The organism is uncultured Cyclobacterium sp. (assembly GCF_963976465.1).
Lineage (GTDB): Bacteria > Bacteroidota > Bacteroidia > Cytophagales > Cyclobacteriaceae > Cyclobacterium.
On record NZ_CAXBOC010000012.1, the window covers coordinates 1 to 24,612 of the forward strand.

The 24,612-nt window shown below is 40.0% G+C and carries 11 protein-coding genes and 1 pseudogene; 5 read left to right on the plus strand and 7 right to left on the minus strand.

Annotated elements, in window-relative coordinates; translation table 11 throughout:
- Positions 1–117 precede the first annotated feature (117 nt).
- Complete coding sequence (gmk, locus tag AAC037_RS01505) at positions 118–690, plus strand: guanylate kinase (RefSeq protein ID WP_339901109.1); 573 nt, start codon at positions 118–120, stop codon at positions 688–690.
- 5 nt (positions 691–695) lie between these two features.
- Positions 696–1,262, plus strand: coding sequence for a nicotinate (nicotinamide) nucleotide adenylyltransferase (gene nadD / locus AAC037_RS01510; protein ID WP_339901110.1), 567 nt, complete (start codon positions 696–698; stop codon positions 1,260–1,262).
- A gap of 221 nt (positions 1,263–1,483) precedes the next feature.
- Here the strand turns inward: nadD and AAC037_RS01515 are convergent, their stop codons facing one another.
- The 3 genes from AAC037_RS01515 to AAC037_RS01525 all read right to left on the minus strand — a co-directional run bounded on the left by AAC037_RS01515 (position 1,484) and on the right by AAC037_RS01525 (position 7,570).
- Positions 1,484–2,839: a vanadium-dependent haloperoxidase gene (locus tag AAC037_RS01515; RefSeq protein WP_339901112.1), complete on the minus strand. Its 1,356-nt coding sequence runs from the start codon at positions 2,837–2,839 to the stop codon at positions 1,484–1,486.
- Between the two features lie 34 nt (positions 2,840–2,873).
- The gene (locus AAC037_RS01520; protein WP_339901113.1) at positions 2,874–4,169 is read right to left on the minus strand and encodes a vanadium-dependent haloperoxidase; all 1,296 of its coding nucleotides are present in this window, start codon (positions 4,167–4,169) and stop codon (positions 2,874–2,876) included.
- 71 nt (positions 4,170–4,240) lie between these two features.
- Complete coding sequence (locus AAC037_RS01525) at positions 4,241–7,570, minus strand: VCBS repeat-containing protein (RefSeq protein WP_339901115.1); 3,330 nt, start codon at positions 7,568–7,570, stop codon at positions 4,241–4,243.
- 498 nt (positions 7,571–8,068) lie between these two features.
- On the opposite strand from AAC037_RS01525, the gene AAC037_RS01530 reads away from it, so the two are divergent.
- Together AAC037_RS01530 and AAC037_RS01535 are read left to right on the plus strand one after the other, a co-directional pair.
- Entirely contained in the window at positions 8,069–9,409 is a 1,341-nt protein-coding gene (locus AAC037_RS01530) for a toll/interleukin-1 receptor domain-containing protein (RefSeq protein WP_339901116.1), read from the plus strand.
- Between the two features lie 15 nt (positions 9,410–9,424).
- Complete coding sequence (locus tag AAC037_RS01535; protein ID WP_339901118.1) at positions 9,425–13,762, plus strand: hypothetical protein; 4,338 nt, start codon at positions 9,425–9,427, stop codon at positions 13,760–13,762.
- 226 nt (positions 13,763–13,988) lie between these two features.
- On the opposite strand, the gene AAC037_RS01540 is transcribed toward AAC037_RS01535, so the two are convergent.
- From AAC037_RS01540 to pyrH, 4 genes and pseudogenes are all read right to left on the minus strand, one after another.
- The gene (locus tag AAC037_RS01540; RefSeq protein WP_339901123.1) at positions 13,989–15,848 is read right to left on the minus strand and encodes a RagB/SusD family nutrient uptake outer membrane protein; all 1,860 of its coding nucleotides are present in this window, start codon (positions 15,846–15,848) and stop codon (positions 13,989–13,991) included.
- Between the two features lie 20 nt (positions 15,849–15,868).
- A pseudogene (locus AAC037_RS01545) lies at positions 15,869–19,034 on the minus strand (TonB-dependent receptor).
- An 860-nt stretch (positions 19,035–19,894) separates the two neighbouring features.
- Positions 19,895–20,455 (minus strand): ribosome recycling factor, encoded by a 561-nt coding sequence (gene frr, locus AAC037_RS01550; protein WP_339901119.1) that lies wholly within the window; start codon positions 20,453–20,455, stop codon positions 19,895–19,897.
- Between the two features lie 8 nt (positions 20,456–20,463).
- Entirely contained in the window at positions 20,464–21,174 is a 711-nt protein-coding gene (gene pyrH, locus AAC037_RS01555; protein ID WP_014020605.1) for a UMP kinase, read from the minus strand.
- 678 nt (positions 21,175–21,852) lie between these two features.
- Between pyrH and AAC037_RS01560 the strand changes: the two genes are divergently transcribed.
- On the plus strand, positions 21,853–24,426 hold the full coding sequence (locus AAC037_RS01560; RefSeq protein ID WP_339901122.1) for a M1 family metallopeptidase: 2,574 nt from the start codon (positions 21,853–21,855) through the stop codon (positions 24,424–24,426).
- Positions 24,427–24,612: the final 186 nt, after the last annotated feature.

Genomic DNA, 24,612 nt, shown 5'->3' on the forward strand with positions numbered 1-24,612 from the left:
TTATCATTTGGAAAAAGTGATCAAAGAGATTTTGCAAAATAAATGCACCAAACACATGGTGCCCTCCGAATTAGCTGCTACCATTAGGCAAAAAATCCAAGATTTAAAGTAAGGATTATGTCTCAAGGAAAAGTAATTATTTTTTCAGCTCCTTCCGGATCTGGTAAAACCACTATTGTCAAACACCTATTAGCACATGAGCCTTTATTGGGCTTTTCAATATCTGCTTGTACCAGAGACAAGAGGGGCAGAGAAGAAGAAAATGGGAAAGATTATTATTTTTTGACTCCAGAGGAGTTTCGCGAAAAAATAAATCAAGATGCTTTTATTGAATGGGAAGAAGTTTATGCCGGCAACTTTTACGGCACCCTCAAGGAAGAGATCAAAAGAATTTGGGACCAAGGTAGACATGTAATATTTGACGTAGATGTAAAAGGGGGGATAAACCTAAAAGAATATTTTGGTGACAAGGCCCTTTCCATTTTTGTTAAAGTACCCTCAATGGAAGATTTAGCCCAAAGGCTCCGAGACAGAGGAACAGAATCTGAAGAGAGCCTGTCCAGAAGAATCTACAAGGCTAAGTTTGAGTTGGGGTTTGAGAAAAAGTTTGACGTCGTCCTTGTCAATGAAGACTTGGATCGCTCCTTCAAGGAAGCAGAGAAATTGGTTGCTGATTTTATTAAAAAATAATTGATTTGAAAGTAGGGCTTTATTTTGGATCATTCAACCCTATTCATGTGGGGCACTTGATTATTGCCGATACCATGCAAGATCAGACGGAGTTGGACGAGGTCTGGTTTATTGTTTCTCCACAAAACCCAATGAAGTCAAGTAAGTCCTTGTTGCATGAGTTTGATAGACTCAAAATGGTGGAATTGGCCACAGCAGACCATTTTAGGTTTAAAGTAAAGGATGTTGAGTTTCATATGCCAAGGCCCAGTTACACCATAGATACCCTTACCTACCTTACTGAGCAATATCCGACCCACGAGTTTTCCTTGATCCTAGGAAGTGATAACCTCAATCATTTTCATAAATGGAAAAATAGTGAGGAATTATTAAAACAATACAAGTTATTTGTGTATCCTCGTCCGGGGAAAAATAAAAAGGTAACCCACGAAAATATTTACTTTGTAGATGCCCCGCTTCTTGATATTTCGGCGACTTTTATTCGCAAAATGATTCATAAAGGAGGCTCGGTAAGGTACTTATTGCATCCCCATGTGATGGATTATATTCGGGACAAAAAATTCTTTATTTAGAAGTTTAGGTTTAAGGCTTTTGCCATATTTTTCAGCCATTTAAACGCTCTATTCCTCGCTCAAACTTACACCTTTAACGGTTACAAAGTTGCGCTGGTATTTTGATTTACCTTCAAGTAAAAGTTTACTGATAGCTAGTGCCTCTTATGTGAAGAAAAGGTAAATTTCTGTTACAGGTTGGGCCTGCAACAGAAATTTACCATTGTATCTTTTTTCAGGATTTAATCTATCCTTGTTTTTATTTTCTGATTGATAAGGTTTGCGATTCCTTTTCCTTGTTCTACGCCGTTATCAATGGCAGGGAGGTAATGAATGCCTCCAAAAAAGCGACTAATGGCAGCCTCAGTAGATGCCATACGGAAAGAATCAAATTCCCTAACCCCTAAACCAAATTGTACTTCAGTTGAATCTACAAAATGAAAAGGTTCCCCCAATAGCTTTGTCAATGCTTCTGCTGCAGCTGTAGAGACTACACTGTGACCACTGGTATACTCGGGAAAAGGAGGTGTTTGTAACAAGGGCAACCAGTTTTTGTCCATGTATATATTGATGTATGTTTCGGGCCTAATCAATACACTTCGGTATTTCTCATCCCAACAGGAAATGAAACCATCAAATAAATAAATAGCGGTAGTGGCCATTGTTTCTGCAGTGGCTTTCCAATCAAGTTTTTTGGTTTTTGCAGCAATGCCTGCAATACCCATCCAGTGACCTCCGGGGGTTATTTTTTTTTCAGCAAACATGACATGGCCTTTTACATTCATTTTATAAGGGTTACAATCCCAGAAAAAGGCAATTTCTTCTTGTTCATCCTCAATGTTATTTCCTGCATCCATCACAGCCTTTGCATCTTGGTAGAAAGTGCTTTCAGGAATGGTATCAAATGCAGGGGGAGGCTCAGGAGCAAATTGACTGGCAGAATCTAAAAAGAATGGTCTGATCTTATTCCAATGAGGTTCAATGGCCTCTATATAAGCAGGTGGAGTGGGCGTCCAAGAACCGAAGTCTTCCGTTGGGGTGTATTTGCCAAAAGATCTGCTCTGATGGTAATTGTCCTCTGAAGCATAGGCAAGGATCTCCTCAGCCACAGCTTCTCCTAAGGCGATTGAGGCATCAAATTCTTCGTCCGGCATACCGGCACTTTTTATAGCTTCAAATAAATTATCTCTGTTTTCAGTTAGAAATTGCTCGGTAAATATCAGTTGAAGAGCTACTTTATAATACGCAGCAAGGCTGGCCAATTGAAAATTAGCCTGTGCATAGGAAGAGGGATCTACCGAAAGCGCTTGGGATTTATTCAATTGTCCCATCAATGAGACATATTTATCCGGAGCGGTCAGGGCGACTATTTCGTAGGCTGCAATGGAAGGGTAAGCATAAATCCTACTTGCTACAGGAGGAGAAAAAATGTCATGTACAAGTGTTTCTGTTAAGCTCTCATTGGCTTCTATCAGGTAATAATTGTCTGTTAAAAGTTGCTTGTATTGATCATTTTTACCACAAGAGCCTAAGAAGAGAAGCAGTCCCAAACCTAGAAAATAGGGCGTGAAAAGAAGCTTTAATTGATTTGATAACATGATTTGAAAAGATAAAGGTGATGAATAGTAGTTATTAGTGAAGTTTGGTTTGATTAAGGTGTTTTTGATAAGATTCGAGTATCCAGTTTCCCACTTTTTTGCCTTGGTCTTGCCCTCTGGTAATGGCGTCCATATAATGAATACCTCCATATAATCTTGAGATGCTAGCTTCTTCGGAAGCGTGCATAAACGAACTATACGCCCTACTACCCAGCCCATATTGTTCTTCTACGGTATCTGTATATTTATAATCATCTCCAAAAAAATGGGTAAGCATTACAGCTGCAGTGGTGGAAATGGTGGAGTGCCCACTAAGGTATTCCGGAAAAGGTGGCGTTTGTAACATGGGCTGGTAGGTGGGATCGATGATTTTGCGAATGGCCGTTTCAGGCCGAATTCGGTCACTTCTGTATTTTTCATCCCAGCAACTAATAAATCCATCCATAAGCCCAATACTTACCAAGCTATTAATTTTTATGGTTTCTTCGAAACTTAAATTGGATTGCTCACAAGCAATTGCGGTGATTCCCATCCAATGGCCGCCCGGAGAAATTTGCTTGATTCCTACCATCAGATGGCCGGTCTCTTCTAAAGCAAATGGATTGCAGTCCCAAAATGCCGCAATTTCACGTTGTTCTTTATTCATTTCAAGGCTGTAAACTTCTTCCATTAAAGCATAAAACTCCGATTCGGGGTCGGTAGAAAAAGCTATCGGAGGAAGTGGTTTGAATTGATCAGCAGCCTTCAAAGTAAAAGGGCGAACGGTATTAAAATAAGGTTCTACCGGTGCAAAATAACCGGGTGGAGTAGGGTACCATTTTCCGGCACCTTCAGAGGGCTGATACCTTGGATAGTTGCTAATCTCCCTGTATTGGTCATTTTGGGCGTAATTTAAGATCTGTTCGCTTATCTCCTTTGCATACCGGCTCGCTTCCGAAATTTCCTGTTCAGTATATCCCCAAGATTTACATGAATCGGCCAAGCTTAATCTGTATGCATCTAATTCTGCACCGGATGGCTGCATGGCAGCGGCAGTATGTAGCATGGCAAAAAGAGCACTTATTTCAGGTGACGGACTCTCTAAGCTTGGTTCTGTAATAGAGGGGAACTTGTTTAAGAAGCCGGTAAAAGACGGATACTCCTCATTGGAAATGGCAATGGTTTCATAAGCCGAAAGGCATGCATAGGCATAAAATCTGGCAGCTAAAGGTGGGTTGGTAATGTCGTGAACCATCAGCTCTGTCATTTTTTCAGTTGCTAGACCAATGCTGGCAGCCGGAATCGGACGCTTTTCCACTGGGGATTTGCAGGCCATAGTAAGTAAGGCCAAAATACAAGGGATTAATATCGGGAATTTATGCCTAATCAGGCTATTTTCTTTTAAAATTGTCATTTTATTAATTATTCACTTTTTGGCAACTTGTATGTTTTCAAAGTACCTTGATTGATGCCAAATAAAAGTTGGTCCTCAATTTGCAAAATACTTCTTACATCTCCTTTTACATTTAGACCGGATTTTATTTGAGGCAAATAATTAAAATTTCCCTGCCCGTCACCCAATAATACAAGACCGTGATTGGCATCATATTTACCAAAACGAAGTCTGGCTTGGTGAATGTTCCCCGTCAATATTAAATCTTGGTAATCATCTTGATTAATATCTAAACTTTTAATGGCGAAAACAGGCGAAATTTGAGTTTCAAGAGGTAAAGGGACGTATTTCATACCTTCTTTTCCATTGATAAATAGGCTTGTCTCCAAGTGGTTGGCCTTGAGATGAGCGGCACTTGCGATATCCTCTTTAGAAAAAATATTCTCCAGACCTGCTTCGGCAAAAGTTTCATAGTCAGTAAATCTTGTACGCATACCTGCCATTTGATGCAATAGTTCGTCGCGAGTAAGGTAAGGGTAACTTTTGCCTTGAATGTAAAAACTTAAAATTGGATCCACTGCCCCATTGTTGTCAAAGTCTTTGTAGTGCATCTCTGCAGGTTGTTCAGGGCTTACTTTAACCTGGCTATTTAACCCTAGATTGCCAACAACCAAGTCCGGTCTTCCATCAGCATTTAAATCGGAAATATGAAGAGAATTCCACCAGCCACTTAATTCTTCAGCGAAAAACGCTTGACTCACATTTTGTAATTTTTGCCCCTCAATTTTATAAACACTAATGGGTAGCCATTCTCCAATGACGATCAATTCGGCTATACCATCCAAGTCAAGGTCTGCCCATTGGGCATCGGTAATTAGACCTAAATTAGAAAGCTCAGGGAACCATTCTGCGGTTTTATCCAGAAATCCACCCTTGCCATCATTGATAAGGAGCAGGCTACCGGGTGTTTCGGGATATCTTCCGGGTATTACGCGAGCTCCAATAAAAATATCGGGAAAACCATCCTTATTGACATCATGTACGGCTATGGCCCCCGTACTGATAAGCATTTCAGGTAAGGAATGGATGGATCGGGTTAAATTTCCCTTGCCATCATTGAAGTAAACCCTGTCTTGTAATCTTTTATCTTTGGGCATGAATTCACCATAGCCGCCGCTCGCAACATAGAGATCCAATGAGCCGTCTCCATTAAAGTCAGCCCAGGATGCATTGGTGTCCTGGTAGTCTTTATCCACTTCAAAGGCAGGAGTATTCTTTTTAGAAAAAGCACCAGCTTTGTTTTGAAGCCATAATGCCGCAGCTTGCCCTGCTTCTCCACCTATAAAAATATCTTCCAGTCCATCTCCATTGACATCCGCTTTAGTTAGAACAGGCCCGGAAAAGGACAGTGGATTGACCAAAAGTGGCTGCCTTTTGAAGTCATTGATCGATTTTTTAAAAGGCTTATAGGCAATAGGGGATGGGATTTCGCTTAATAAAGGTTTTGTTTCCTCTTGGTTACGGACGGCGTCCACTGCTTCAGCTTGAGAAAACACAATGGTTTGATTGCTTTTGATCTTGTATCGGCGCTCTACTTTACCACCCGACCATAACACTTCCAATGAATCAATGGTGCTATGCTTGCCCAACCCCAAATGTAATACAGGAGACACACTGGACTGATAACCTCTGATAGGCATTTGCTCGATTTGCTGTAATTCCCCACCTGCATAGCATTTTATTTTGGCACCTATACCAAAATGGTTTAGGCCACTTCCTTGCAGCTGAATTTTTAAGAAATTATTGTTTGGTGAAAGACTGTCAGTATTGTTTCTGTATATAGAAGCGACATGGTTTACATTATTGGTAACCAAATCTAAATCCCCATCATTGTCTAAATCTGCATAGGCCGCACCGTTTGAGTTGACCTTTTGCTCCAAACCCCAGTCTTTTATTTTTTCTTCAAAAATCCAACCATTGGTGTTTTTGTAGATGTAATTGTTCAGGTCTGAAGAGGGCATTTGGTGAACCAAATCCAAAATATTATCTCTTCTGAGGCCGTTCTTATTGTTTTTAAGATAATCAGCCATGTATTTTAGAAAATCCTGATTGGTATAGTCCCTGGCATACCCGTTGGTAATAAACAGATCTTTTAACCCATCATTGTCAAAATCGGCTAATAAAGCTGCCCAGCTCCAATCTGTATTGGAAACCCCGGACATTTGACCTGTTTCACTAAAGCTTCCATTGCCATGGTTGAGGTGAAGCATGTTCCGCATGTATTGATGGTGGAATCCCATTTTTAGCCCAAACTCAAACTTTTCATAATTATCGGGAGCCATTAGTAATTTTTGCCTTTTATTGTCTTCCGGCAGCATGTCTAAGGTAAAAATGTCCATCAGGCCATCATTGTTGACGTCTGCAATATCATTTCCCATGGAGAAATGGGAGGTGTGATCCAACATTTCGTTGATGCGATTTGTAAAAGTCCCATCCCCATTGTTCAAGTAAAGGTAATCAGGCGCAGTGTAGTCATTGCTTATGTAGATGTCTTGCCAGCCGTCATTGTTAATGTCTGCAATGCCTGCACCCAAACCATAGGATAAGGCAACTTTCAAAATTCCGGCCTCTTGGGTGATTTCGGTAAAAGTTTCACCATCATTTCTATAAAGCTGTGGACCTGCGGGGTCTGTTTCATTTAATAGGGCTAGTGTACTGGATTCATCCAGTACCGGAATGGATTTTGGATTATGGTTGAGTAGAAAGAGGTCCAGGTCACCATCATTGTCAAAATCAAAAAAACTTGCCTGGGTGCTGGTTGTCTCACTGTCAATCCCATATTCCGCAGCCATTTCTTTAAATTGAGGGATATTTTTCTCGTTGTTACCTTGGTTGATGAAGAGTTGATTTTTCCTTTTATCCGGGGGAAGACTTCCCGAGAAGCAAACATAAATATCCAACAGTCCGTCCCCATTGACATCAGCCATGGCAGTACCCGTTTTCCAAGGCGCCGCTCTGGTTGCTACACCCGCTTGCTGGGTGATGTCTTCAAATTTAAAATCACCTTTGTTGAGATACAGCCGGTTTTCAACCATGTTTCCGGTAAAATACAGATCATCTAGGCCATCACCATTGAGGTCACCAATGGCTACTCCGCCACCATTGTAAAAATATTCATACATCAGTATGTTTGTGTTCAATCCCTCTGTTAGGGTATTTTCAAACATAATCCCTGTTTCTTCGGGTGTAAGAAGGGTAAATTGCTTTAATTCGTCCCTTTTGACCGACTCTTTCTGGCAACCAAACAAGACCAATAGGGAGAGAACGAACTGGATTTTATTGAGTAAATTATTGGACATAGAGAGGAAAATATGAAAGTGTAAATATAGTGAGTTTTAACAGTTTCTCCTTGTATTCCCTGTGCTTATCTTGAATTGGTGGGGTCAGAACAGTGGCAAATATAAGGAAAAGGGATTGTGGCTTATTAACTCATTGGTTCTAAAAGTTATTATAGGTTTAAAATTACAATCACAGGGATTATGATTGATTTACTTTTTTATCTTAAACTGAATTATTCAGACCTTGTTCTTTTTCAGCCTATGTTTGGGTTTCTTTGACATTGAAGGCTTTAAAAGACTATTTTTTTGCTTAGCCAAATTATTGCTCTTCTTATCTAATTCATTGATCATTTACAAAATATTCGTTTTAAGTCAATTAATAATACAAATCAATAAAGTAAAATTAAATTTTATAAATATTATTTTGTTATTATATTAGAAACTGTAATTTTATTTACCTTATATAAGTAAAATAATATTTCTAATGTTGTGTAAGCCATCTTCTAATAAAGCTATTTAGTGGAAAAAAGTACCATATCACGTATAGTCAAACGAATATCAGAAGGTAAATGCCTGGTTATTTTAGGTCCTGATCTTTTGTCTGAAAGCGGGGAGAATATTAACAGTAAACTGGCGAAATTCCTCAATGAAAACACGGAAGAACAGGTCAAGTACTATCCCGAAGAGGAGATGTTTAAGTTTGCCAATTCCAATACCAAAGTGATGATTGAAGATGATATCCTGGAATTTTACAATCAATTGGAACCCAATGACACCTATCGGAAAATTGCAGATATTCCCTTTTCTATAATCATCAATACTGCACCTGACAAAACACTAAACAAAGCTTTTGAAGAAAAAAACCTTAAGTTTGATTATGACCATTACCGGAAAAAAGAAGCTCAAAAAGATCCACAAAGGCAACACCAAACGTTGATATACAATATTTTTGGAGACTATACCGATATTAATTCTATAGTCCTTAATTTTGATGATTTATTTGATTATCTCCATAGCATTATGGGGGATTATGATTTGAATATAAATATAAAAAGTGCATTAAGGCAGCCGACCTCCGTACTTTTTATTGGATTCAATTTTGACAAATGGTACTTCAAACTTTTACTTAAGCTTATCGAAATCAACGAAAACAAGCGACTGTACTCTCACGATATTGGGCAGGGGGGCAGCAAAAATTTTTACTCGGATGAGTTTAAGGTTGAATTTTTTGGAGACAACACGGCTCCCGAAATCATTTCTGAAATCCATAAACAAGCCACCCAAGCAGGGATTGTGGCCAGCAAGCCGAAAATATTTGTGTCCTATGCATGGGGAGGCGAAAGTGAGGATGTGGTTATTAAACTAGATGAAGTCCTTCAAAAAAACAATTTAAAACTTATTAGAGACAAACGTGACCTGGCCTATCAGGCAAGAATCAGCGCTTTTATGGACCAAATAGGTAAAGGGAAAGGCATTGTCGTGGTTATCAGTGACAAGTACTTGAAATCACCCTATTGCATGTTCGAGTTATTGGAGATCTATAAAAACGAGGACTTTGAAAAACGAGTCATCCCTATCGTTTTGGGGGATGCAGCCATTTATAAGACTGAATCACTTTTATCGTACCAGGAATATTGGATTGAAGAGAAAAATAAACTGGATGAAAAAATTAAGGAAAATGGAGGAGATGCCATTGCCGTGATCGGTGAGGAATACCAGCTTTATACCCGTGTGGTAGACAATTGGGGAGTTCTGATGAACATTCTAAAAGACATGAATGCGCTTTCTCTTGAAGAACATTTAAATTCAGGGTTTGCGGAGTTAGTCAAACTGCTTAAAGAAAAGATTCAGGTGAAGTAATCAATTCATAATGAAATGATAAATCAAGTGGAAAAGCAATACAGATACCCCGGCACCAGGCCTTTCCAGGAGAATGACCGTGAATTGTTTTTTGGTCGCAATACTGATATTGAAAAATTATCCGAGCTTATCGTACTCGAAAAGCTTGTCCTGCTTTTCAGTAAGTCAGGTTATGGCAAATCATCCTTACTCAATGCAGGAGTGATTCCCAGACTAAAAGAAGTAGAAAAATTCCAAACTTTAAACATCCGCCTGAATGATCCCGAGCGAAATCCCGTCGAATTGCTCAGCTTCCACCTAAAGGCCAAAGAAGGGAATAATGATTTTCTGGAATCAAAGTTTAATATTCCGGCAGAACTAAAGGGGGACGATTCCGCTTTACTTTGGTACCATGCTAAATCCCTCCAACTGGCACAAAAGGACGCTCCTGCCCTTGTTTTGCTTTTTGATCAGTTCGAAGAACTGTTTAATTATTCCCAGGCGGAGGTGGAGGACTTCGGAAGAGAATTAGCAAGCTTGTTCAATCCAAATCTACCGGAAAAGGTACGGAAACTGTTTCAGCAGAAAATGGAGGCTTCCAAAGACTACTTTACCAAAACCGAAACAGCGCTTTTACTAGCGCCGCTCAATCTAAAAGTAGTTTTGTCCTTGCGAAGCGATCGCATCAGTTTGCTCAATCAATTGAAAGGCTCCATTCCGGCCATCTTTAAAAAAACTTACGAGCTCCAACCCTTAAACAGAGACCAGGCATTGGAAGCATTGCTCGAACCTGCGGGGAAAGAGGGTGATTTTGTTTCCCCGGTATTCACTTATTCTGATGATGCCATTGCATTGATTTTAAACAGTTTACTTGGCAAAGAAAATCAACGCATAGAAACCTTCCAGCTACAGCTGATCTGTCAGCATGTGGAAGAACTAATCATTCAAAAACAAAAGGCCATTACCAATGCCGACCTGGAAGTAACCGCGGCTGACCTAGGCAGGCCGGAATCTATTTTCGAGCAGCATTACAATGGCATTATCAGCAGTCTCCCTCAGGAAAATCAACTCGAAGCCAAAATCCTGATCGAAGATAAATTAATCATAGGAGGAAATCGGGTACCGCTTCCCAAATCCGTAATTATCACGGAACACCAAATTTCCGAATCCCTGTTAAAAATCCTGGTTAATAAGCGTTTGCTACGTTCCGAACCCAATACTGTTGGTGGTATCAGCTACGAATTGAGCCATGATACGTTGGTTGACCCGATTCAAAAAACAGCCCTCGTCCGAAGAGAAAAGGAAGCGGAAATTCTGGCTGAGAAAGAACGTGCGGAAAAAAGAGCGATTCAAAGGCGGCTCAACAAAACCAGAGTTTTACTGGGAATTGCCATATTAGCTTTCTTATTGGCTATTGGTGCTGTTTTCTATGCATATAATCAATACAATAAAGCTGAAAAACAAGCCTTGACTTCTCAAGCCTTGGTCATAAATTCCAAAGCCAAAGATTTATTGGCAAAAGGATTTAATACTGAAGCCCTTAGAGTAGGAGAAGTTGCCTACAGGGTTGCACTTGAAGCCGATCTTCGCCCTTCAAGCCCCATTCTATCTCTTTTAGAAGGTGCTTTTTACAATAAAAACCCATTAGAATTATTTAGGGTCAAACATTCAGCATATATTGTTACTATGGCTTTATCCCCAACTGGAAACTCAATTATGACAGTTGGTTGGGACGGCCAGGCAATTGTATGGGATCTGAAAGGGAATAAGTTAGAATCCTTCGAGGGAGATTTCGCCGAAATTTCCCTTGCAGCCATTTCGCCTGATGGTAACTCAGTCCTTTCCTTGGGCAGCCTTCCCTTGGAAGGTAGTAGCAAAACTTGGTCATACAATATTTTGTCTATTTGGGATCTAAAAACGAACAAAATTCAAATTCTTGAGGGACATAAAGAAAATATTTCTTCCTTGGCCTTCTCTCCAAATGGAAACTCTATCCTCACAGGCAGTGATGATGGTACTGCTATTTTATGGGATCTAAAAGGCAATATATTACAATCTTTTATTGGGCATAAGGGCGGTGTTTCCTCCATTTCCTTCTCTCCCCTTGGAAACAGAATCTTGACAGGCAGTGATGACGGAATCGCAAATTTATGGGATCTGAACGGAAACAAGCTAAAATCCTTCGATGAACATGCGGAGAGAGTTACTTCCGTAGCCTTCTCCCCAGATGGGAACTCCATCCTGACGGGTAGTTACGACGGCCAGTTAATTCTACGGGATCTAAATGGCAATCCATTACAAACCTTTGAAGGACTAAAATACGCTGTTTCTTCCGTAGCCTTCTCTCCAAAAGGGAACTCTATCCTAACTCATGGTCGTGACGGTCCAATTCTATGGGATTTAGAAGGTAATGTGTTACAATCTTTTGATTGGTATGGTGATAAGTCTACAAACTGGACTTCATTTATAGCCTATTCCCCTGATGGAAATTCCATAATGAAACTTGAAGGCGAAGGTTCTGCTGTTCTATTGGACATAAGAGATAACAAATTTCAATCATTTGAGGGACATAAGGATTATATTTCTTCCGTAGCTTATTCCCCTGAAGGAAACTCAATCCTTACAGGTAGTGGTGATAATACGGCAATCTTATGGGATCTAAAAGGCAATAAGTTGCAATCCTTTGAGGGGAATAAAAACGGCGTTACTTCTGTAGCTTTCTCTCCCAAAAGGAATTCAGTCTTTATGGGTACAACCGACGATATCGCAATTTTATGGGATACAGAAGGTAATAAGTTGCAATCCTTTGAGGGACTTACCTACGCTTTATCTTCCGTAGCCTACTCCCCAAAAGGAAACGCCGTCCTTACAGGAAGTGATGACGGCACTGTGATTTTGTGGGATTTAAAAGGAAACATTATACAATACTTTGAGGGGCATACTTTTCCTGTTTATTCCGTTGCCTTCTCTCCTGAAGGGAACTTCATCCTTACAGGTAGTTATGACTGCACGGCAATCTTGTGGGATTTAAAGGGGAATAAGTTACAAACCTTTGATGGACACGAGTTTGGGATATTATCTGTGTCTTTTTCTCCGGATGGGAACTCGGTCCTTACCGGTAGTGCTGATAATTCTGCTATACTTTGGGATCTAAAAGGCAATAAGTTACAATCCTTTAAAGGACATTTAAGAGAGGTTCTTTCAGTTGCCTTCTCTCCGGATGGGAACTCTGTTCTTACCGGTAGTGGTGATAATTCTGCCATATTATGGGATCTAAAAGGCAATAAGTTACAATCCTTTGAAGGGCATAAGAACAATGTTTCTTCAGTTGCCTTCTCCCCGAAGGGAAACTCCATCCTCACAGGTAGTTATGACGGTACGGCGATTTTATGGGATCTAAAAGGTAATATACTACAATCCTTCGATGAACATGATTTTGGGGTATTATCAGTTTCCTTTTCTCCCGATGCTAACTCAATTCTAACTGGTAGCGCTGATAATTCTGCGATTTTATGGGATCTAAACGGTAATAAATTAAAATCCTTCGATGGACATAAGTACGTTGTAAGTTCGGTAGCCTATTCCCCAGATGGAAGCTCCTTTCTTACAGGAAGTTGGGATAATACTGCGATTCTATGGGATCAAAATGGGAACGAATTACAATCATTTTGGGAACATAAACACGCCGATGGGTTTTATTCTGTAACCTACTCTCCCTCCGGAAACTATCTATTGACCAGTGGTGGTAATGATTCTGCGATTCTATGGGATCTAAAAGGCAATCCATTACAATCTTTTTACGGACATAAAGACGATGTTTATTCAATAGCCTATTCCCCCAATAGTAGTTCTATTTTGACAGGCAGTGGTGACGGAACCGCGATTTTATGGGATCTATATGGTAACAAGCTACAATCTTTCGTTGGACATAATTCCCCAATTTATTCAGTAGCTTTCTCTCCGGAAGTAAACTCAATCCTTACGGGGAGTAAGGATAGCACAGCGATTCTATGGGATCTAAAAGGTAACATACAGAAATCCTTTATAGGACATACGAACAGTGTTCACTCCGTTGCTTTCTCACCAAATGGTAACTTCATACTTACAGGCAGTAGGGATAAAACCGCTATTCTATGGGATAGGAACGGGAATGAAATACACTCTTTTGAGGAGCATAAGGGTACTGTTAATTCCGTGGCTTTCTCTCCTGATGGAAGTTCCATTCTTACAGGAAGTAAAGACACTACGGCTATTATGTGGAAAACACCTTCTGCTATTTATGAATGGCTCCAAAACCCCGATAGTCCTATCCGTCAGCTTACTCCGGAAGAAAAAGAATTGTATGGCATTACGGAGGTGGAGAAGTACTACTAACTGATTTTGCTATTTGGACTCTAGTTAGGTATTTATCCGGCAATTCTCAGGCTATCGCTTGGTAAAGGTAGAATCGACTAAAATCATTCCGGGAGATCATTTTTTTCAGAACGAAGCCAAACTACTCTTCCCGATGTAGATTTATTGGTCTGTTTTTTTCTTTATGGAAACATTAAAAAAGAGCGACCATTTGATCGCTCTTTTTTAATGTTTGTATAGATATTAATTAATCTTCATATCCCGGGTTCTGAATAAGCTCTCGGTTTCGTTGCATCTCATCAAAATTAATTGGCATGAAATACATTTTATCTAACCAGAGTCGGTTTTCTTTACCGGGATCTATGTCGATTACCTCATAGGAATAGTCGTAGTTTTCAGTATTATAACTGTATATAGTCACGTCTTTTCCTGCTTTAAGGGTCCCCACGATATTGATCCCATTGGGTTGTCTACCCAAGGTTTCTGGGGCAATCATCCAGCGTCTGGCATCGTAAAAGCGTTGTTCTTCATGGACCATCTCCTTGCGTTTTTCATTGATCAAGGCTTCCATTAGCTCTTCTCCGGAAGCAGTAAGCGCTGGCAATCCGGCTCTATATCTGATTTTATTTAACCAGGTTCTTGCTTCTTCATCATTACCCAAGGCAATATTTGCTTCAGCATAATTAAAGACGGCTTCAGTAAACCTTAAGTGTGGCCAAGGAATTTCTTGCCAGGTGTTTTGATCCACAAAATTAGGATCCGGTTCAATGAATTTCCGAATATAATAGCCGGTATAGCTACCATTCCAGTCCTCAATGGGGCTGTTTCTTGTATCCAATCCAAAATGGGTTACTTTTTGACCTTCACCATTGATTACCTCATAAGTACCTGTTTGAATTTGACCAAGTGGGTCTCTAGCTTGATTGGCAGAAGACCTTGGTTTCCACGGTGCTCCTTCATATAGGAAAGTTGCATAGAATCTTGGTTCACGGCCTTCGTAAGGGGCACTTGCGTGATCTTCTTCCTCCCAATCAAAATCAGAACCATCCATCATTTGATAATCATCAATTAGAAGCTGTACAGGCGTGTTTCCTGCCCAGTTGTTGTAACCATTGGGTCCATTGTGAAGTCCATGACGTCCACCTGTTTCTGGCTTTTGAGACAAGAAATACCTTCCGAAAATCATTTCGCTCTCTCCACCATTTCTTGAAAGCGAGTTATTTATATAGGTCTGAATCGCTTCTTCCTGTGAAAGAGGCTCAGATAGATCCAGCATGTTTCCACTGGCTTTATCAAGAACAGCCTTGGCAGCAGCAGCGGCTTGTTGGTAGCGGTCAGCTTGGCTGCCGCTGGTATAGCCGATCAGTTCCTTATTTTGGTAACCTGATATTACAGAAGATTTTGCAGATGCCGTTGGCATATCGTGCAAATCAGATGCTGCGTAAATCAATACACGTGACTTCAAAGCCAAAGCGGCAAGCTCAGTTGCTCTTCCACCGGTAAGGTCTTTGCCTGCCAACAAGGTAGCTGCTTTGTCTAAGTCTGCGATGATAAAATCTACTACTTCTTCATAGGTATTCCTTGGAAGTTCATAGGTTTCTTCATCTAAAGTAAAGGTTTTATTTGCAATAGGTATCCCTCCAAAATTCCTTAACAATTGGTGGTGAAAGTAGGCTCTCATGAATGTAGCCTCACCAAGCAATCTGTCTGCTATTCCTCCTTCATTTGCGAAAGAAGGATCTGTCAAGTTATCAATGGCGATATTGGTTGCCCTTAAATTACTGTATAGATCAGGCCAGTTTCTTGTGTAATCCATCCATCCCGGTTCTTGAGGATTGGATCTGGCTTCTGTTACGGTAGTAATATTTCTACCGGGGTGAGTGAAAATGGCTTCATCCGTTAAAGATGCCAAAGCCTGCTCACTAAAACCGCCTTGTCCCAAACCTTTGTATAAGTCAGTCACAAAAGCTTCTGCAAGTCCCGGATCTGTCCAAACGGCAGATTCAGATACTTCTCCTTGGGGGGGTGCATTCAAAAACTCTTCGTCGCAAGAAAAATTGAGAAAAGAGATCGTCAATGCCAACCCTAGATATTTTATATTTTTCATCATATTCAATGTTTTAGGATTTAGAATGTTACGGATAGACCAGCATTGATTACTCTGGCTTGTGGATAATATTGACCTGTAGCATTATCATATACTTTTAATTTATCCCAAGTAAGGAGATTCAAACCATTGGCATAAAACCTCAAGTTGCTAATGCCAAACCTTTCGCCAAACTGCTGTGGCACGGTATAACCGACCTCAAAGTTTTTCAATCGAATGTAATCTGAACTTCTGTACCAGAAGTCATTTCCATTGGAATAGTATTGGTCACTTCTGTTGGCAATTCTAGGATAAACTGAGCTTTCGTTGTCTACAGTCCACCTGTTTTCGTAAAATTCTAATAGGTAATTACCGATGTTACCGGACTCTCCAAGACTAACTTGAGCGATAGCTCCTGCAGCACCTTGGAATAAGATGGCTAAATCCCAGTTTCTAAAAGAAGCATTAAGATTGACACCCCCTTGAAATCTTGGGATACTGTTTCTGTCCAGTCTCACTCTATCGAGTGGTGTAATGGCTCCATCGCCGTCATAATCTTTAAACTTCATGTCACCGGGACGTAAGTTATTGGTGATGTCAGAATAATCCAGTGTTTCCGCATCAATTGCTGCCTGATTTGGGAAGACACCATCATATAAATATACAGGATTAGGAGTATTCATGGGGCTGCCTGTAGACAGTTGCCAAGAAGGGGCTCCCGGTGGTTCATCCCAAAATAGAATCTTGTTTTTGGCATAACCGCCATTGGCACTTACACTATAAGAGATGTCTCCTGATTGTCCCCTGTAGCCAATATTGATATCAAAACCCTTGTTTTCTACTTCTCCGATATTCTCCGCAGGAAGCAAGGATGCCAAGCCACTTGATTGTGGTACGGAAGCATTTTTCCTCCATAGGATATTGGTACGTTTATTATAGAAGTAATCAAATTCAAAAAAGATTTTCCCTTGAAGCAATTGTCCTTCTATACCAATGTTGGAATTGTTTGCAACTTCCCAAGTAATGGCATTGTTCGGTACCCTGGTTTCATACAAGGTCTTGGCTTCAGTGTTTTGCAAGATTTGGCTACTGAAACCATAGGTGGCTAGGAATTGATATTCTTGTAAAGATCCATCATAATAAATCTGATCATTCCCCATTTGTCCCCAAGACCCTCTAATTTTGAAGAAGTCCATGGCAGTTATATTGTTTTTCCAGAAGTTCTCTTCCGAAATCACCCAACCGGCCATTACGCCCGGGAAGAAACCAAACCTGGAAGCTTCAGGGAAAATATAGGATCCATCATATCTCCATAGGAATTCGAACAAATATTTTTCCTGATAATTATAGGCAACCCTTCCGAAGTAGTTTAGCCTACCTCTAGTGAAAGCTCCCCCGCCATTGTTTTTTTCTGCATCTCCACCGGCAAACATTTGATCAATGGCAGGAGAAATGAAATACCTTCTGTAAGCAAAAAAGTCATTGCCTTCTACCGTTTCCTTATTTACACCGGCCAAGGCATTGAAACCATGATCACCAAATTGCCTTTCATAGGTAAATACACCTCCCAATAAGATATTTAGCTGGTTGATATTTGTTTGTCTTAACCTAGGTTCAGCAGGACCTCTTTGACTTGGGACTAAGATAGGAGTTACGCCATCTGCCTCAAAACCATTGCCTCTCTGGTATAGAATCCATGGGGTTTCCCATCTTTTTTGTAACCTGCTCAAGTTATCAATAGCAGCAGTACCTTGGAATTTCAAGCCTTCCACTCCTGGGATTTTGATATTTAAAGCACCATTGGTTTGGAAATAATTTCTAGTATCTCTGTCGTACCCGGTTGCATTCGTGGTGATCACTACCGGATTTTCTCCATTTTCAATATCCGGACCGGGTCTACCGTCAGGCCAATAAGCCGGCTCATGTGGTTTTCCTCTCATCTGCATCCTAAAAATTGCTCCGGCACCTCTGGTCGGGAAAAAACGATATTCCTGACGGGCCAAAACACCCAGCTGTAGATCAATGTACTCATTGATCTTGGCATCAAGGTTGATTCGCATATCGTATTGTTTGAATCCGGTAGCAGAGTTTTTATAATAGGCATCTTGGTTTTGGTACCCTATTGATGCCATGTACCTCAAACTTTCAGAACCTCCATTCAGTTGTAAGTTGTGCCTAGACTGTGGAGACCAGGTTTTTAAGGTTTCCCCATACCAATCGGTATTTGGGTAATTCCAAGGATCTGTTCCTGCGCGGTGCAAAGCCAAAGCTTCAGGGCTAAATGGAGCTGTTCTCTCCTGACCTGCCTGAGTGATGTAGGTACCAGTAGATCGATAAGCATCGGTGGCAGCTCTCCACTCATTGGTAGGGAGCTCATAGACATTTAAGTCATTCAACATTTCTCCGTACTGTGCTGCATCAGCCAGCTTAGGGATGGTTGTGGGTTGGGCAAAGCCTTGGTTAAATTGATAGGTAAGTTCAGGCTTTCCTTCTTTCCCTCTTTTTGTGGTAACCAATAATCACACCGTTGGCAGCTCTTGCTCCATAAATGGCAGCAGATGCATCCTTTAGGACGGATATATTTTCAATGTCGTTAGGGTTTAAACGGTCAATTCCTCCTGCTCTGGCAGGGATACCGTCAATTACGATCAGGGCATCATTGTTTCCAAGGGTGTTGGAACCACGAATCCTAATGCCTGCACCGTCATAACCGGGCTCACCGCTTCTGTTAACAGCGATCACACCTGACATCCTACCTGCGATGGAATTGGATAAATTCATCGCCGGAGATTTTACCAAATCGCCACCTTTTACTGTAGCAACGGAACCTGTAATGGTTTCCTTCTTTTGTTCACCATATCCTACGACTACAACCTCTCCAAGGGATTGCATGTCAGGGTTTAAGGTGATGTCGATAGTGCTTTGGTTGTCTACCGTAACTTCTTGACTTACAAAACCTACGAATGAGAAAACGATGGTTTGATCGGATTCCTGTAGGTTGATGGAATAGTTACCATCAATATCAGTAACTGCACCTCGGGTGGTGCCCTTAACCAATACCGATACACCCGGTAAAGGCAAATCATCCTCCCCGGATATGACTGTCCCGGTTACTTCCCTGGACTGGGCATGTAATGTTAGACTGCTTGACAAAAGCAAGGCCAGACCCAACAAAAACAATTTTGTTCTGGGTAAATAGTTTTGCATTCTTTATTGAATTAGGTTAATAATTATTTAGGTGTTATTGTTGAAATAACACTTAAAGTTGCTTGTAATTTTTATAATAAACAATAAGGTAATTGTAACATAAAAGTGCCTTAATATATTGTCGCTTGAATTTGTTTAGATAATCAATAAAAGTGTTAAAAAAACAATTGAAAATTTTATGTTTTTGTAAAAAAACTAGTGTTTTATTATTAAAATAAAAAGTCGGAAAAAAATGAGATTTTAATAAAAAATAGAATCAATTAAGGATTTCTTTAGCTTGGGCTTGTTCCATTTAATTTTTTATATTGAAATTTGATTTTTGTAATTAAAGTGTTGGGGATAATAATAGGTTTTAGTTTGTCCAAGGGCCTTAAGAATAGAAGGATGGATTTGGTGTTGAGCCATGTAGTTAAAGTGTTTTCCTAGATATAAGAAATTTTTTATCTATTTGTATTTACCTATATTTGTAGGATAAGGTTTAATACAGAAAAGAATGGTCAGCTTATGGCTGTCTGTTCTTTATTTTTTTTGTAGAGGAAGAACACCTTTCAGGGCGATTTAATTGTATTTGTGAGGAACCCTATGAATTCACCTCTCCTGATTTCTTTAAAATGTAAACAATCAACTAATTTGGTGGTGGAATCGCTTCAAAATCTTCCAATGGCTGTTTTTAGGAATTTTACTTTTACCATATTGTACTAAAATCCAAAAATACTAATTTTCATTTGATTACATCGCTACCTCAAAGGCATTACGATTCTTTTTATATTGAGAGGTTGAACCAGGTTTTTTAACCTTCTGGATAAAAAAAGCTCTGACATTAAAAATGCAGGGCTTGGTGTTCTATGGGATATATTGGCTTATATCGTCATTATTTCAGCTTCTTTCTTAGCGTATAGCTCATCTATTTTAGCAGAATGCTGATCAGTCATTTTCTGAACAGTATCTTCGGCTCTTTTAACATCGTCTTCGGCTACTCCTTCTTTTTGAAGCTTTCGCAGGCCATCGTTGGTGTCTTTTCTAACGTTTCGTATACTTATTTTTCCGTTCTCACACTCATTTTTCACCTGTTTCACCAAGTTCTTTCTACGCTCTTCAGTTAATGGTGGTACGGTCAACAATACCATTTCTCCATTGTTCTGAGGATTTAAACCTAGGTCGGAGTTGATGATTGCTTTTTCTACTTCCGGAATTAACTTTTGCTCCCAAGGTTTGATGGCCAAGGTCCTGGCATCGGGAGTAGTAATAGAGGCTACTTGCTGTAATGGAGTTGGGTTACCATAATAGACCACCATTATTCCATCCAAGAAATTAGGCATGGCCTTGCCTGCTCTTATTTTTATTAATTCGGCAATAGTATGCTGGACTGCTTTGTCCATCAAAGACTTTGCCTCTTCTAAGTATAGCTGAATCTCTTCCATGAGTTAATTTATTTAGATGTTATCAACGTACCAACTTCCTTGCCATTGATAAGGTCCAAAAGGTTATCCGTTTTGTTCATATCAAAAACAATGATTGGGAGATTGTTTTCTTGACATAATGTAAAAGCTGTCATGTCCATTACATTAAGGTTTTTCTCATAAACCTCTTGAAATGTAATGTTAGAATACCTTGTGGCAGTAGGGTTTTTTTCTGGGTCTGCTGTATATACCCCATCCACTCTTGTACCTTTAAGTACCACCTCAGCTTCAATTTCTATGGCTCTTAAGCTGGCTGTGGAGTCGGTAGTGAAATATGGATTGCCAATTCCGGCACCAAAAATTACAATTCTCCCTTTTTCTAAATGACGAATGGCTCTCCTTCTTATAAAAGGTTCGCAAACACTTTCCACTTTAATACCGGACATAAGTCGTGTATACATGCCGTTTTGCTCAAGTGAACTCTGAAGTGCCATCGCATTAATTAAGGTAGCTAACATTCCCATGTAATCTCCTTGAACCCGATCTATTCCAACTTTTCCTGCCTGTACACCTCTAAAGATATTGCCTCCCCCTATGACAATGGCAATTTCCACGCCAAGATCATGAACATTTTTAATCTGAGTGGCATATTCTTGAAGTCTTTTGGAATCAATGCCATAGCTATTGTCTCCCATCAGGGCTTCTCCGCTAAGCTTAAGGAGTATTCGTTTGTATTTCATCTTCCGAATTGTTTTCAGTTTTACTAGTGAAAGGCCTTGATTAGGACTATTAAAAATTTCTTGATCTCAATAAGCCCGACAAATATAAATCCTTGTTTTTAGAATACTAAATCTTAAAGCTAAAAATGGTAGAATACTTGTGAATTTTATGCTTAAATTTTGGTAGCCCACCAGATTTTATGACCTGATCATTGTTAATTCAAAATTTATAAAAGTACCCTATTAAAGATAATATATGGATTATCATGGTTTTGTCAAGCTTAAACATTGACAAGGTAAGGTATTGTTTGGAAATATTCCAAAAGCTAGTTGCTAGATTTGCTTGGCTAATTGGATGGTATTTTTAATTCTTACTATTGAGTCTTGAAGGAAGGATAGACGGTTTTGTCTTGAAGCGTTCTTTTGGCTAGGTAGCGGTAGGCTTTTGGTTGGCCTGGAAACAATTGTAAACTACTTGACCTGGACAAACGTTTGCCTTAAATAAAATGGGTAATAGAATAGATAATAAAACGAATTGTTTGGTTTAGCTTTACGGGTTTACTTATTTTTGAAAACCAGATGGCTACTTCCATGTTTCACACTGTTTGCTTCTGTTAAAATTGATATTGTTTAAAAATTGAATATATAATTCCTATGCTAAATATGCGGCCTACCCATAGCACTTCAATTTACTATTTTATGGTACTTCTTTTGGCTTTTTCCTGCAAGAGTGCATCCACTGTTAACCCGGTGTCAATTGTTACAGAGGAAGCAGCCAATGATTCATTGGTGGCACCAAGGCCTGGAGATAACCGTGAGCACATCCTAGCCCATGAACTAGCAATGAAGGAATACAGAGCTAGTCGACCCAGGGCTTTTGACTTGCTGCATACCAACTTGGAGCTTGCCTTCGATTATAAGAATCGGGCGATAGAAGGAAAGGCAATTTTAACATTAAAACCTTATGCCTATCCTCAAAAGGAATTGGTTTTGGATGCCAAAGATTTTGACATACATAGGACTAGCCTATTAGAAAATGGAATAGACCAGCCATTAAGCTTTGACTATGACCAAGAGAAATTAACCTTGAAATTACCGGAGAAATTGGGGAAAGGAGATACCCTGCAAATAGCCATAACCTATACGGCCTTTCCGGAGAAAGGAGACAAGGAAGGAAGCACTGCAATTACAGATACCAAAGGGCTGTATTATATTAACCCTGATGAGGATGACAAGGATAAGCCCGTTCAAATTTGGACCCAGGGAGAGACTGTATTTAGTTCAAAATGGTTTCCCACCATTGATAGTCCCAATGAAAGGCAAACCCACGATTTTTATTTAACTGTACCTGCGCAATACCTAAGTCTTAGCAATGGTGAAATGCTTGGAAGTAAGGAGAATGCTGATGGTACCAGGACAGATCATTGGCAGATGGGCATTCCCCATGCGCCTTATTTGTCAGCCATTGTGGTGGGTGAATTTTCCACCATTGAAGAAAATGTCAATGGATTGAAATTGCGGTATTTTGTGGAACCAAAGTACGAAGCGGGGGCAAAAGGGGTGTTTGGTAATACACCTGAGATGGTAACATATTTCTCGGATTTGCTTGACATGCCCTTTCCATGGCAAAAGTATGACCAAGTGGTTGTAAGAGACTTTGTCTCCGGAGCGATGGAAAATACCACTCTTTCCATTTTTATGGATGCATTAAATTTAAATGAAAGAGAGGCATTGGATAGTGAATGGGATTATATCATTGCTCATGAGCTCTTCCATCAGTGGTTTGGAAATTATGTGACCACTGAGTCCTGGGCCAATTTAGCCTTGAATGAAGCTTTTGCCGATTATTCAGAATACCTGTGGTTTGAATACAAGGAGGGAAGAGACCAGGCAGATATGCATCATTTCAATGCCATAGAACAATACCTGGCAGAGTCAGAAGAGAAGCAATTGGACTTGATCCGCTTTTATTATGAGGACAGTGAGGACATGTTTGATAACCACACCTATGCCAAAGGAGGAAGGATTTTGCATATGCTCAGGAAGCTATTGGGAGATGAGGTGTTTTTTGATGGGCTGAGGTCATATCTCAAGCAAAATGCCTTAAGCAGTGTAGAAGTGCATGATTTAAGGCTGGCCTTAGAAAAAGCCTCAGGCTTGGATTTGAATTGGTTTTTCAATCAATGGTTTCTTTCTTCCGGTCATCCGCAGCTTAAAATAAGTTGGGATGATACAGATCCTGAAAATATAGTGCTTAAGCTGGAGCAACAGCAAGACTTAACTCAATCTCCCCTTTTTAAGATTCCATTTAAGGTGAGTATTTACAAGGAAGGTCAGCGGATAGAGAAATCTTTTGTTTTGGATCAGGCGGTGCAGGAATTTCCATTACAAAATGGTGCAGGCACTCAACTTGCCCTATTCGATGAATACAGTGAGTTATTGAGCTTGCGCTTCGAATCCAAGGGATTTGAGAATTTAGAAAAGCAGTTCCTTTTGTCTACTTCAGGTTTGGCAAGAGTAGAGGCCTTGGATAGTTTGACGAGTAATTATAGCGAACAGTTGAATTATTTGCCCACCATTGAGCGGGCTTTGGAGGATTCATTCCATGTAGTTCGTGAGTTGGCTTTGCACCGCATGAATCGATTGGATGCTTCTGAAGCTGACAAAAGCAGTTTGGAGAATAAGGTTCTGAAATTGGTAGAAGAAGACCCTGACAATGCAGTAAGGGCAGCAGCCTTGGAAGCATTGGCCGGAATAGGGGGCAGCAAGTATCAGCAGTTGTTTTATAGGCTTATCAATGCGCCTTCTTATCAGGTATCAGGGGCTGCTTTGACTGCCTATTTGGATATAGAAGGGAATCTAGCCAATAAAGAGGAATTGTTTGGACGGTTAAAAGAAGCTGAGAATATTCGTATCATCGCTCCCCTTGCAGATTATTTGACCCAAGAGAAAAAAGTAGCAGGGGCAAAGTGGATGCATGAGAAGTTAGTGTCCCTAAGTGGAGAATCCTTGTATTATTTCCTAGGGTACTACGGAGACTTTTTTGCGAGTGTGGAGGGAGTAGCTACCGAGGAAGCGGTTTCCAGTTTAGGTGAGATTGCTTCCACGCACAAGTTAAACTATGTAAGGTTGGCGGCTTACCAATCTCTGTTTGGATTTATAGACGATCCGGGTGTGCTTGAATTAGCCATGGCCATTCAGGAGAAAGAAACGGATGAAATGGTTCGCGAGTATGAGGAGTATTATCTTTCTCCCTATTTAGAAGGGAATTAAAATGCTGATGATTAGTGAGATACTTTTTATTATAAAAAAAAACTCAAGATTTTTTTTTATAATATTTTGAATCTTTGACAAAAGGGTATAATTTTGCCATCCGTTACGACAACAAAGAAACTTAAAAGAGGGTTTCGGGAGTAACAAATGTAGAGTTTTGGGGGAATACCAAAGCGGCCAACTGGG